At 43.6% G+C, this 12,892-nt stretch carries 11 protein-coding genes; 2 read left to right on the forward strand and 9 right to left on the reverse strand.

The window, feature by feature from the left end; translation table 11 throughout:
- Nucleotides 1-8: 8 nt before the first annotated feature.
- From narJ to BN1082_RS24325, 7 genes are all read right to left on the reverse strand, one after another.
- Nucleotides 9-611 carry a nitrate reductase molybdenum cofactor assembly chaperone gene (gene narJ / locus BN1082_RS24295; RefSeq protein WP_090639417.1) on the reverse strand — a complete coding sequence of 201 codons (603 nt, stop codon included), beginning with the start codon at nt 609-611 and terminating at the stop codon, nt 9-11.
- Nucleotides 608-2,110 carry a nitrate reductase subunit beta gene (gene narH, locus BN1082_RS24300; RefSeq protein ID WP_090639418.1) on the reverse strand — a complete coding sequence of 501 codons (1,503 nt, stop codon included), beginning with the start codon at nt 2,108-2,110 and terminating at the stop codon, nt 608-610. Before narH ends, narJ begins: the two co-directional genes overlap by 4 nt.
- Nucleotides 2,100-5,765 (reverse strand): nitrate reductase subunit alpha, encoded by a 3,666-nt coding sequence (locus BN1082_RS24305; protein WP_090639421.1) that lies wholly within the window; start codon nt 5,763-5,765, stop codon nt 2,100-2,102. Before BN1082_RS24305 ends, narH begins: the two co-directional genes overlap by 11 nt.
- Complete coding sequence (locus BN1082_RS24310; RefSeq protein WP_090639423.1) at nt 5,746-6,042, reverse strand: hypothetical protein; 297 nt, start codon at nt 6,040-6,042, stop codon at nt 5,746-5,748. Before BN1082_RS24310 ends, BN1082_RS24305 begins: the two co-directional genes overlap by 20 nt.
- A 17-nt stretch (nt 6,043-6,059) precedes the next feature.
- A complete protein-coding gene (locus tag BN1082_RS24315) occupies nt 6,060-6,356 on the reverse strand; it encodes a hypothetical protein (RefSeq protein WP_090639425.1) in 297 nt (98 codons plus the stop codon).
- Nucleotides 6,357-6,390: 34 nt separating this feature from the next.
- A complete protein-coding gene (locus BN1082_RS24320) occupies nt 6,391-6,813 on the reverse strand; it encodes a hemerythrin domain-containing protein (RefSeq protein WP_090639428.1) in 423 nt (140 codons plus the stop codon).
- 365 nt (nt 6,814-7,178) lie between these two features.
- Nucleotides 7,179-8,678: a nitrate/nitrite transporter gene (locus BN1082_RS24325; protein WP_090639430.1), complete on the reverse strand. Its 1,500-nt coding sequence runs from the start codon at nt 8,676-8,678 to the stop codon at nt 7,179-7,181.
- 205 nt (nt 8,679-8,883) lie between these two features.
- On the opposite strand from BN1082_RS24325, the gene BN1082_RS24330 reads away from it, so the two are divergent.
- On the forward strand, nt 8,884-10,539 hold the full coding sequence (locus BN1082_RS24330) for an FAD-binding dehydrogenase (RefSeq protein ID WP_090639432.1): 1,656 nt from the start codon (nt 8,884-8,886) through the stop codon (nt 10,537-10,539).
- Nucleotides 10,540-10,598: 59 nt separating this feature from the next.
- Here the strand turns inward: BN1082_RS24330 and BN1082_RS24335 are convergent, their stop codons facing one another.
- Nucleotides 10,599-10,898 carry a hypothetical protein gene (locus tag BN1082_RS24335; protein WP_090639434.1) on the reverse strand — a complete coding sequence of 100 codons (300 nt, stop codon included), beginning with the start codon at nt 10,896-10,898 and terminating at the stop codon, nt 10,599-10,601.
- A gap of 374 nt (nt 10,899-11,272) precedes the next feature.
- Complete coding sequence (locus tag BN1082_RS24340; RefSeq protein WP_090639437.1) at nt 11,273-12,220, reverse strand: hypothetical protein; 948 nt, start codon at nt 12,218-12,220, stop codon at nt 11,273-11,275.
- Here BN1082_RS24340 and BN1082_RS27145 point away from each other — a divergent pair.
- Nucleotides 12,194-12,712, forward strand: a complete 519-nt coding sequence (locus tag BN1082_RS27145; protein ID WP_141650914.1) for a hypothetical protein — start codon at nt 12,194-12,196, stop codon at nt 12,710-12,712. The genes BN1082_RS24340 and BN1082_RS27145 overlap by 27 nt on opposite strands.
- The last annotated feature ends 180 nt before the right edge of the window (nt 12,713-12,892 follow it).

Raw genomic sequence — 12,892 nt, forward strand, 5'->3', positions numbered from 1 at the left:
AGCCTCCTTTAGCGATACATCAATGGAAATGGTAGTTCATTTAAATCAGCTTCTTCACGTAGGTATTCCAACTTAGATATTTCTTCTGATCCTGATGCTTCAAAAACAAACAACTGTAATAGTTCGACTGCAGGAAAATAAGGATTTCTGTCAGAGAGATTATTTAATATCCTCTGGATTGCGTAAGCTACCCTTTTTGATAGATTGAAAAACCTCTCCTCCTCTGGTGCAACCGCCAAAAACTCTAAAAGCATAGGAATATAGTCCGCTAATTCCTTGCCAACGAAGTCAAATCCTGCTTCGAAAATTAGCTTTTGTAATTGAATCAGTGCAATACCGCGTTTTCTGCTGTCACCTAGCTCATGGGCAGTTAAATAAAGGTTTGTCTTCTCTTTATAATCGAATGTTTCCACGAATAGCTCTTGTAAATCCTTCAAGGACATTTCGTAAAGAGGATAGATTCTATTTATCACTTCTTTCCGGACATCCTCTGAGGAAATGTTTTCGTGAATGAACGAAAACATGGATAAACGCTCTTCAAAGAAAGGTTTATTTGGATATTCCAATATCCGAGACACCACCACTAAAATGGCCTTTTTTTCATCCGTCATGAATGTTCACTTCTTTCAAATGGATAGGTGGTCATTCCTTCAGGGGGAGCCAACTCTTCAATACTGCATGCCCCTTGCCTATAATGTAAATCGTCGAGCATTTCACGGCGCCCAGTTGGAATCACAAATCTCTCATTATATTTGGCAACAGCAAGCAGTCTTGCCATCTCTTCGAGTTCCTCTGCTGTCGTACTAGCTTCCTCAAGAAGTTTACTTTTATTCAATTCATTTATCCCACCCACTGTTTTGGCTCGCATATGAACTCGCATCGCTGCCATTTTTAATAAAACCTTACGGATGACCTTTGTATCATCTGCGGATAGCAATGAAGCTAAATATTCCATAGGAATCCTCATTTGATCAACAGCAGGAATATAACCGTCGGCACTTAAGTTTTGTTCATTCGTAAGATGCTGCATAATCGGACTCAGTGGTGGTACATACCATACCATCGGCAATGTCCGGTATTCTGGGTGTAGCGGCAAGGCTATTTTCCACTTCATCGCCAATTTATAGACAGGTGATTCTTGGGCACTTTGAATCCAGGTATCATTAATTCCCTGCTCTCTCGCCTTGTCGATTACCTCAGGATCAAACGGATCTAAAAAGACAGAAAGCTGTGCCTCATATAAATCCTTTGGATTTTCAACCAATGCAGCTGCCTTTACTTTATCTGCATCATATAATACTACTCCGATATAGCGAATCCGGCCAACGCATGTTTCCGAACAAATTGTCGCCAGACCCGCTTCAGTTCTTGGATAACAAAAATTACACTTTTCCGCTTTGTGGGTATTCCAATTATAATACACCTTATGATACGGACAGCCGTTCATGCAAAAGCGCCAGCCCCGGCAGGCATCCTGGTCCACGAGGACAATCCCATCCTCATCCCTTTTATATAGAGCACCTGAAGGACAGGATGCGACACAGGAAGGATTGAGGCAATGTTCACAGATCCTTGGCAAATACATCATAAACGTCTTTTCATACTCCATTTTGATATGTTCTTGCAGCTTGCGGACATTTGGGTCATTGGGAACGTTTTCGCTTCCTCCCGCTAGATCATCATCCCAGTTCGGTCCCCATTCCGGTTTGTCCATATAGTTTCCTGTGATCATAGACCTCGGGCGGGCAACAGGAATGCTTTCTCCTTTTTCTCTCTTATGAAGATGTTGAAAATCATAAGTCCACGGCTCATAAAAATCATTCATATCCGCCATGTCTGGATTGTAAAAAATATTAACCAGCTTCGAAAGAGGTCCGCCTGCTCGTAAATGCAGTTTTCCATTTCTTAATACCCAGCCACCTTTGTAACGATCAGTATTTTCCCATTCCTTTGGGTACCCTACCCCTGGTCTTGTTTCGACGTTATTGAACCATACGTACTCCATTCCAGGACGGTTAGTCCATACATTTTTACATGTGACAGAGCATGTATGACAGCCAATACATTTATCAAGATGCATGACCATGGCTACCTGTGCTTTAATCCTCAAGCCAATCGACCTCCTTTAACGGCCGGATGATCGTCATGGTATCGCGCTGACTTCCAGTTGGTCCATAATAATTAAACCCATAGCTTAATTGTGAATACCCGCCAATCATATGGGTCGCTTTCGGATAAATTCTTGTCACACTGTTATGGGTACCGCCTCTGGTTTTATTGATAGTATTACCGGGAACGCCCATCGTCCGGTCCTGAGCATGGTACATATAAACCGCTCCCCGTGGCATCCTGTACGTCAAGACTGCCCTTGCAACCACGACGCCATTACGGTTATAAACCTCAATCCAATCATTGTCCTTAATACCGATGGTAGCAGCATCTTCTTCATTCATCCACACAACCTGCCAGCCCCTAAACAATTGAACCATATTTGTTGTATCGGTAAACATCGTATGAATTCCCCACTTTTGATGTGGAGTCATGTACCTTAACGTAATCGACTTTCTATTATTTTCAACTTCCATTTCATTCTTAATAAATGGTCCCTTTGTAATTGGAGGGATGTACAATGAAAGACCTTCTCCATAATCAAGCATGACCTCATGGTCAAGATAAAAGCTTTGTCTTCCTGTGAGTGTGTGCCAGGGAATATTGAATTCTTTATTGACAGTAAAGGGAGAATAGCGGCGGTTATCATTTTCTAAGCCACTCCAAACAGGTGTGGAAATCGCAGCACGTGGTTGGATGGTCAATGCATCCAATGTGTAGTCCTCTTCTTCACGCCCTTCAGAAATATGCGCAAGTTTTTTCCCTGTCTTCTCCTCCACTGATTTCCAGCCTTCAACCGCCCGCTTGCCATTCGTTGCACCCGACATTAAAAGAATCGCATTAATAGCCTTTTTGTCTGAAAATAAATCAGGATAACCTTTTCCAATTCCATCGTGCTTTGAAGCCCCAAGCCGGTCAAGCAGTTCTTTATACACTTTATCGCCCGGAATTTTTACACCCTTTGTTCCGTATCCATTTTTGATATTTGGGCCGATTGTAATCCACATATCATACACATGCGGGTAATCCCGTTTCACGAAATTGAAATTTGGCATCGTTTTACCTGGAATCGCGTCGACTTCATCTTTTCGCCAATCCTTTACTCTTCCAAATGGCTGTGCAATTTCATTAATTGTGTCATGTGCTAGCGGTGAGAGAACAAGGTCTTCTTGTGCCGGAAGCTGGTCCTTTGCAAGCTCCGAAAAGACTTTGGCAATTTCCCGAAATGCATCCCAGTCACTTCTCGTCTCCCATGGCGGGTTTATCGCTGCATTAAACGGATGTACAAATGGATGTAAATCTGTACTGCTTATGTCGTATTTTTCATACCATGTGGCGGCAGGCAAAATAATATCAGAGAACAGCCCTGAACTCGTCATCCGGAAATCCATGCTCACAAACAGGTCAGTCTTCCCTTCAGGCGGAATTTCAGAAAGGTTTATAGTCTCCGGCTGCCATGAATGATCAATATCCGTTAACAAAGAATCTTTAGAGCCAATTAAATGCTTTACAAAATACTCATGCCCCTTTCCACTATCACCTAACAAATTGGAACGCCAATTAAAAAAGACACGCGGAAAATTACGTGGATCATTTGGATTCTCAATCGCAAAATCAAGCTTCCCTTCCTTAATTTGTTTGGCGATATCCTCGGCAACTGCTTGATCATCTTGATTCCGTTCACGAGCTTCTTTCATCACGGCTAAAGAGTTTTGCGAAAGCTGCGGAAAGCTAGGTAACCAGCCTAATCGTGCAGATAGCGCATTAAAGTCTGCCGGGTGTATCTTCGAATACTTACTTCCCCATTCGGTTTCTTCCTCATTTTTCTCGTATTCATAGCGGAATTGTTCTGTCGCAAAATAAAAGAACGAAGTGCCATTCATAAACCTTGGTGCTTTCACCCAATCATTGGCAAAGGCAATTTGTGAAAAACCCTCTAGCGGCCTTACCTTTTCCTGGCCAACATAATGAGCCCAACCGCCGCCATTCACTCCCTGCGAGCCCGTTAATAACACGAGATTCAAAATTGACCGGTAAATTTGGTCGCTATGGTACCAGTGATTCGTTCCACCGCCCATCGCAATCATTGATTTTCCTTTTGTAAGAGCAGCGTTTTCGGCAAATTCTCTCGCTACCTGGATGACATGTGCTTTGTTAACACCCGTAATACTTTCCTGCCATGCAGGCGTATAAGGTTTATTCGTATCATCATAGTCAATCGGATAATCACCATCAAGACCTCTGCTAATCCCCGTATGGGCGAGCATTAAGTCATAAACAGTTGTGATGATGACTTCATTTCCGGCTTTGTCTTTAATATGTTTAACAGGGACTCCGCGTTTAACTATACCTTCATCTTTTTCACCAAAATACGGGAACTCAACCATTGCGGTCATATCGGACTCTTCTAAAAAGCTCAGCTTTGGATTAATTCCTTCCATATCGAGATTCCACTTATTTCCGTTATCCCAACGAAACCCTTCGCTGCCATTGGGGATGGAAAAATTTTGGGTATTTTCATCCCACACGACGGTTTTCCATTCACCGAGTTCATTCTCGGTAGAAAGATCGGAAGCACGCAAAAAACGGTCTGAGCGATAAGTGTCATTCTTTTGGGTTAAAATGATAAGAAAGGGCAAATCGGTATATTTTTTAGCATACTCGATAAAATAAGGAGTTTCTTGATCAACATAAAATTCCTTTAAAATTACATGCGTCATGGCCATCGCAAGTGCCCCGTCCGTTCCTGCTTTTGCGGGAAGCCAAATGTCAGCGAACTTTTCATACTCGGCATAGTCCGGGCTAACCCCGACGACCTTCGTTCCGTTATACCTTGACTCCACCATAAAATGGGCATCAGGCGTTCTTGTTTGTGGGATATTGGTTCCCCAAATGATAAAATACTTGGCGTTATACCAATCTCCGCTTTCCGGAACATCTGTTTGGTCACCCCATACTTGCGGGGAAGCCGGAGGTAGATCGGCATACCAATCATAAAAGCTTAAAATCGTTCCACCGATCAAAGATAAAAAGCGCGTCCCACCTGAATAGCTGACCATTGACATGGCCGGTATCGGGCTAAAACCAACAATTCGATCGGGTCCATATTTTTTGATCGTATAAATAGAAGCGGCGGCAATCATCTGACAAATATCTTCCCAAGTTCCTCGGATAAATCCACCTTTACCTCGCGCCTTCACATAACGTTCTCGTTTTTCTGGGTTGGAGACAATATTCTCCCAGGCTTGAACCGGATGATCTGCTTTCTCTAACTCTTCCTTCCATAATGCATAAAGATCACCCCTTACATACGGATATTTCACCCGGGTAGGGCTGTATGTATACCAAGAAAAGCTTGCACCACGGGGACATCCTCTCGGTTCATACTCAGGAAAATCATCACCGGTTGATGGGTAGTCTGTTTGCTGGGTTTCCCATGTAATAATTCCATCCTTTACATGAATTTTCCAACTGCAAGATCCAGTACAATTCACTCCATGGGTGGAACGGACTACCTTGTCATGACCCCAACGGTTTCGATAGATAGTTTCCCATTCACGCGGACGGAGACTCTCTTCAGTCCAGCCATCATTAATACGTTCCCCCCGCACTAAATGTTTAAGGGAATGCAGCAACTTATTTGGTTTCTTTTCCATCGATACCATCCCTCTCTTTTAACCAATCTCTGATTGGGTTAAAATTTTCTCCCAATAGTCGAAATGACTCCTCTTCAGAATGGAATTCTTCCAAAAATATTTTCCAATTAGCTGCATTAGCAGCAGCTATAATGAGCCGCTGCAGTGTATTCATATTATCAATTTCATATATTTTCTCAATCATTTCTCCTGTTATCATTCCAAATCTCATCTTTAGCACAGTTATCAAATCTTCTCGATCAATGGCTAGCACGCTTTCCGATTCAAAAGAAAACAATTGACTTCCAACTCCTCCTAAGGCTTAATCATTTTATAATATTCTGCCATTAGAACGGACCTGCATTGATTGGCAGCATTTTCAAAAAAACGGTTCACTTCTTCATCCGGATGTGACGCTTGTTCATAACTGAAATGGGCTGTTACTACTTGAGAAAAATTACTTGAAAACCTAATTGTGACATCATATCCACTTTCCTTTTTCAAAAGAGTTGCTTGAACTTCGTATGGATGGATATGAAAGGCAGAAAAGGTTTCCATCATTCTCTGATATAATTCTGGTGCTGCATAACGTATTAATTGTTCATCTACCATTTTTTATCACCCTTTCCAGCAATTCCAACTCTTATCATTCTTTATTTGCCAGTAGTTTATTCAGTTCATCAGAATTATGAATAGAATCAACAATATAAAGAGAATCCATTAAGGAAAGCATTCTTTCATCAATCTCATTTATTAAGAGCAGCTCTTTCATTTGCCCCACCATTCTCCGCATCAGATCATGGTCACGTGTAAGCTGAATTACAAGTGGCTGGAAGTCGGGATTCTCCTCTACCATCTCCTTATATAAACCCTCTTCCTCTGCCTCGGCATGGTTCAATGTCCGCGATTCCCAATGTTCAACGGTAATTTCAGCAACCTGAAAGGATCTTTCTGTCTCACCATCCTTTAGACATTTATAAAATAAATTTCTTAACTCCTTTGCTTCATTCAAAGCAGCCTCGTGAATGGATGAATGAGCATCCTGTTTCTTTAAACTCGGACCTGACATCCTTTTATCTCCTTTCTAAGTCTTGTCCTCATCAGCCTTTCCATAATCCAATTCTGTAAAACTCTATTAATTTTTGGCTCTATTAAAATTGCCTGTTGATTTCCGCTCCTGGCGCTCACTTTCCGCGGGCGGTCCGGAGAGCCTCCTCGGCGCTACCTGCGCCTGCGGGGTCTCCCCTGCCCCGTACTTCCGCAGGACATTGAATTACATCCTTGAATCCGCCCACGAACGAAGGAAATGCGATAGCATTTTCGAGGAGTCGAGCGCCTTCCTCTCTAATCAACATAGTGGCAAAATCAACAATGAGCTTTAAAATAACCTAATTTTTTTTAAAGCAAAAGCAAAAAAAGTGAAGGTCTAATCCTTCAGCTTTTTTGCTTTGAAATATCACTAAATAATCCAAGATAATATTTTACATCCCCAACATCATTTTTAACTTCACTAATGGTAAGCCATTCTAAATATATTTCACCATTTTTGCGTTTATTCCATATTTCACCCTGCCAATATCCATGCCGTTGAATCGATTCCCACATTTTTTGATAAAAGCCCTTATCATGCTTTCCTGATTGCAATATGTTTGAATTTTTACCTACTACCTCCTTGGATTGGTAGCCGGTTACTCTTGTAAAAGCAAGGTTCACTTTTTCAATAATTCCCTTTGTATCGGTAACCATCATACTTTGACCAATGTTTTCCATAATTTTTGTTTCTATGCTCAGTTTTTCCAGATAATACATCCAAACGACAATCACTAAGCTAGCCAATGAAAACATGGCAAGTGACATGAATCCTATCGCATAATGTCCGGTTATATTGAAAACAGTTGAGAGAACGATGGGAGGGAAAAATCCGCCCAGTCCACCCATTGCAGAAACAATTCCATTGACAATCCCAGCTTCCTTAGAAAAATAATAGGGAACAAGCTTAAAAATAGTTCCATTACCAATTCCAGCACAAAAAGCGACAGTTAAACAGCCAATCGAGTATAGTGTAATCGTTGGTGAAAAAGATAGTAAAACACCTGAAAAGGTTAATCCTCCAAAGACTAATAACAAAATCAAAAATGGATTGAATTTATCTCCCAACCAACCCCCAACCGGCCGGAAAAGGGTTGCTAATGTAATAAATCCTGCAGTTCGTAAACCCGCATCCACCGCTGTTAATTTAAAGCTGCTCACTAAAAAATTGGGTAAATAGACAGTAAACGCGACAAATGAACCAAAGGTAATAAAATAAAATAAGCTTAAAAACCATAATTTTTCATTCTGATAAACACTTTTGAATTGTCCCAACAAAGGTTTATTTACACGCGGCTCTTTACGATCACCAAAAAGGAAGTTGAATAAAGCAAAAATAATGACAGGGATTAGGAATAGGCGGACAGTATTTTGCCACCCCAGAATATTTGCCAGCAACGGGGCAGTAAAAGACGTAATAGCTGTACCAATATTACCAGCACCATAAATCCCATTGACAAAACCATGCCGCTCCTTAGGATAATATTTTGGCAATGAAGTAACACCGATTGAGAAGATAGCACCTCCAAAACCAAGCACTAATCCGCCTATAATCAAATCAGTAACTGAATGAGCGGCACTAATATAAAAGACTGGAAAAATTAATATGATAAAGCTTATAAAAAAGAGGATTCTAGCACCAAATCGATTCGCCCAATAACCCAAGAGAATCCGCATTAACGAGCCTAAAATAACCGGAACAGCTGTTACAAGAGCAATTTCATTAGAGCTTAATGGAATGTCTTTTTTAATATACGGCATTAAAGATGAAATGATCACCCAGACCATAAACCCAACTACAAGGCTTAATGTTTGAAGAGGTAACTGCCATTTTTGTGTATGCATTTGCTCACTTTCTCCTTTCGAAATGGAAAAAAATACAAGACTCTTTGTAGTATTTTTCTGTATGACCTTTCCTATTCCGATAGTCTTCTAGACCTATTTCTATTTGTATGAAAATACTCTATCACTTATAATAAAAAATAATCACAAATTATTCTGAATAGTCTGTATAAATTTGTATATTTTTGAATTAAGGGAGGACAAATAGATGAAGCATGATGTAATAGTGGTTGGCGCTGGACTGGCCGGTCTTGTTGCAACTGCAGAACTAGCTGATGCCGGTAAGAAGGTACTCTTATTAGACCAAGAACCTGAATCTTCACTTGGTGGACAGGCTTGGTGGTCATTCGGCGGTTTGTTCCTTGTCAATTCACCAGAACAACGGCGAATAGGAATAAAGGATTCCTTTGAACTAGCCTGGCAAGACTGGCTTGGCTCTGCTGGATTTGATCGAAAGGATGATGAAGATTATTGGGCAATTAAGTGGGCAGAGGCATATGTCCATTTTGCTGCAGGTGAAAAACGGGATTGGTTATACAGGATGGGAGTACGCTTCTTTCCTGTAGTCGGTTGGGCAGAGCGCGGCGGATATCTCGCTGAGGGCCATGGAAATTCTGTGCCGCGATTCCACATCGTTTGGGGAACGGGTCCTGGTATTGTTAAACCATTTGAGGAGAGAGTTCGAAAGGCAATGGAACAAGGACTTGTTGATTATCGTCCGCGCCATCGTGTCAATGTATTACTAACGGAAAACGGCGCTGTTGTTGGAGCTCGTGGTGATGTACTCATCCAAAGTTCTGCCGCTCGTGGCGAGGCTACCTCACGCGAGATTGTCGGAGACTTTGAGTTTTACTCTCAAGCCGTGATGGTAACGAGCGGTGGAATCGGCGCTAACTTCGACCTGATTCGAAATAATTGGCCATCCCGTCTTGGAGAAGCGCCCAAAAAAATGATTTCCGGTGTGCCTGCACATGTTGATGGTCGCATGCTAGCGATTACCGAAATTGCCGGCGGTCGCATTGTCAACCGTGACCGAATGTGGCACTACACTGAAGGAATCCAAAACTGGAACCCCGTATGGCCTATGCATGGCATCCGTATCTTGCCAGGTCCCTCCTCCCTTTGGCTTGATGCCAAGGGAAATCGGTTTCCAACACCAAATTTTCCAGGCTTCGACACACTGGGTACCCTTGAAGCCATTCAAAAAACTGGCTACGATTACTCCTGGTTTATTTTAACTCAAAAAATCATTGAAAAAGAATTTGCACTTTCTGGATCAGAACAAAATCCTGATTTGACAGAAAAAAGCATTAAAAAGGTGTTATCTCGGATTCTTCCCGGTCCTACAGCACCAGTCCAAGCATTTATGGACAAAGGCGAGGACTTTGTCATTGCCCATACTCTTTCTGGACTTGTAGAAGGAATGAACAAGCTTTCCGGCGATCATTTATTAAATCTAGCTGATATAAAGCGACAAATTTTGGCACGGGACCGTGAAATCGACAATACTTTTACGAAGGATTTACAGATTACCGCCATTCGCGGGGCCCGCAATTATCTAGGTGACAAGCTGATAAGAGTCGCTTCCCCACATAAAATACTGGATCCAAAAATGGGGCCATTAATTGCCGTCCGTTTAAATATCCTCAGCCGCAAGACACTTGGCGGGCTGCAAACGGATTTATCTGGTCGAGTCCTTAACACATCCGGGAATCCTGTACCAGGACTTTATGCTGCAGGTGAGGTATCCGGGTTTGGTGGTGGAGGCATCCATGGATATCGGTCACTTGAAGGAACATTCGTAGGTGGCTGCCTTTTTACCGGAAGACAAGCCGGACGGGCCTTGGCAAAAGAAATAATGTAGTTATCTTACTCTTTTAAAAAAGAAACTGTCGTTTTAGACAGTAACTAATCATGCTTTATTCATTCATTTACACCATCTTTAAAATTTTTTTCCCACCATTTATCACCTTTATGTTCCATATCGTTTACGGTTTTTTCTAGAACATCGAGCAAAAGCTTTTTCATTTCGTATATGGAATCATAATATGCTTTTTCCACATCTCCTTTTAATTTTATACCGGCTAAAGCATTCGATGCTGCCAATTTTCGATGCTCCTTTGCTTTTTGATCCAGAGCATCAAAAACATGCTTCACGTATTTTGCAATATCCTTATGCTCATGACTCAATCTCTGTTGGATTTCTTTCAATCTCTTTTCCATAATCATCACCTCCAATGATGAGCCGGTTCATCTTGGAGCATGTGGTTAATGCCATTCGGAGTGGTAACATTTTTTGTTGAAAGTATCGCCTCATGGAATGAACAGCCCTCCATCTTTCAATTTTGTTTATATCTTATTAAAGGACTCAACAAATGATGAGTCCTTTCCTTTGCTTGTCTGTGAACGGTAAACTAATAACTGCTTCAGCCATCGGTATCGACAAAGAAGCATAACTATGTATCTTTACTGCAAACTGAACGTATTGGTTGGATTAATTTATTCGGATAAATAAAAAACCGATACACTTATTTGTATCGGTTTCATCATAGTTAATTTAAACTTTTAACTAACCGTATTGGCTTCTTTTGCTTATCTTATACGCCTGCACCACGTTCCGCATGAGCCCCGACTCCTTCTTGAACCCCTACTGAATATACTTCCGCGTGAACCGCGACTTCCTCTTGAACCTCGGCTTCTTCTTCCAAGTGGACCTGGTGGTCTGCCACTTCCTTTTGAACCCCGACTGCCTTTACTTCCGCGAGAGCTGCGGCTTCCTCTTGAACCTCGGCTTCTTCTTCCAAGTGGACCTGGTGGTCTGCCACTTCCTTTTGAACCCCGACTGCCTTTACTTCCGCGAGAGCTGCGGCTTCCTCTTGAACCTCGGCTTCTTCTTCCAAGTGGACCTGGTGGTCTGCCACTTCTTGAACCCCGACTGCCTTTACTTCCGCGAGAGCCGCGACTTCCTCTTGAACCCCGGCTACCTCTACTTCCAAGAGAGCCGCGACTTCCTCCTGAACCCCAACTTCCTCTACTTCCGCGAGAGCCGTGACTTCTTCTTGACCCCCGGCTACCTCGACTTCCTCTTGAACCCCGACTGCCTCTGCTTCCTCGAGAGCCGCGACTTCCTCTTGAACCCCGACTGCCTCTGCTTCCTCGAGAGCCGCGACTTCCTCTTGAACCCCGACTGCCTCTGCTTCCTCGAGAGCCGCGACTTCCTCTTGAACCCCGGCTACCTCTACTTCCAAGAGAGCCGCGACTTCCTCTTGAACCCCAACTGCCTCTACTTCCGCGAGAGCCGTGACTTCTTCTTGACCCCCGGCTACCTCTACTTCCTCTTGAACCCCGACTGCCTCTACTTCCGCGAGAGCCGCGACTTCCTCTTGAACCCTGACTGCCTCTGCTTCCTCGAGAGCCGCGACTTCCTCTTGAACCCCGGCTACCTTTACTTCCGCGAGAGCCGCGACTTCCTCTTGAACCCCGGCTGAATCTACTTCCACGAGTGCCGTGACTTCCTCTTGAACCCCGGCTACCACTACTTCCAAGAGAACCGCGACTTCCTTTTGACCCCCGACTACCTCTACTTCCGCGAGAACCGCGACTTCTTCTTGAACCCCGACTACCTCTACTTCCGCGAGAGCCGCGACTTCTTCTTGAACCCCGGCTACCTCTACTTCCGCGAGAGCCGCGACTTCCTCTTGAACCCCGGCTACCTCTACTTCCGCGAGAGCTGCGGCTTCCTCTTGAACCCCGGCTACCTCTACTTCCGCGAGAGCCGCGACTTCTTCTTGAACCCCGACTGCCTCTACTTCCGCGAGAGCCGCGACTTCTTCTTGAACCCCGGCTACCTCTCGTTCCGCGAGAGCCGCGACTTCTTCTTGAACCCCGGCTGCCTCTACTTACGCGAGAGCCGCGACTTCTTCTTGAACCCCGGCTACCTCTCGTTCCGCGAGAGCCGCGACTTCTTCTTGAACCCCGGCTACCTCTCGTTCCGCGAGAGCCGCGACTTATTCTCCAACCTCTGCTGCCTCTCGTAACGCGAGAGCCGCGACTTATTCTCCAACCTCTGCTGCCTCTCGTTCCGCGTGAGCCGCTACTTCTTCTCGTACCTTTGCTGTCTCTCTTTCCGCGAGAGCCGCGACTTCTTCTCGAACCTCTGCTGTCTCTCTTTCCGCGAGAGCCGCGACTTCTTCTCGAACCTCTGCTGTCTCTCTTTC

This window comes from Neobacillus massiliamazoniensis (genome assembly GCF_001048695.1).
Classification (GTDB): domain Bacteria; phylum Bacillota; class Bacilli; order Bacillales; family Cytobacillaceae; genus Neobacillus; species Neobacillus massiliamazoniensis.

Bases quoted from the DNA above. Each gene is read 5' to 3' on its own strand.
- narJ (WP_090639417.1), bottom strand. From the start codon at position 611: ATGACGGATGAAAAAAAGGCCATTTTAGTGGTGGTGTCTCGGATATTG.
- BN1082_RS24305 (WP_090639421.1), bottom strand. From the start codon at position 5,765: ATGGAAAAGAAACCAAATAAGTTGCTGCATTCCCTTAAACATTTAGTG.
- BN1082_RS24315 (WP_090639425.1), bottom strand. From the start codon at position 6,356: ATGGTAGATGAACAATTAATACGTTATGCAGCACCAGAATTATATCAG.
- BN1082_RS24320 (WP_090639428.1), bottom strand. From the start codon at position 6,813: ATGTCAGGTCCGAGTTTAAAGAAACAGGATGCTCATTCATCCATTCAC.
- BN1082_RS24325 (WP_090639430.1), bottom strand. From the start codon at position 8,678: ATGCATACACAAAAATGGCAGTTACCTCTTCAAACATTAAGCCTTGTA.
- BN1082_RS24330 (WP_090639432.1), top strand. From the start codon at position 8,884: ATGAAGCATGATGTAATAGTGGTTGGCGCTGGACTGGCCGGTCTTGTT.
- BN1082_RS24335 (WP_090639434.1), bottom strand. From the start codon at position 10,898: ATGGAAAAGAGATTGAAAGAAATCCAACAGAGATTGAGTCATGAGCAT.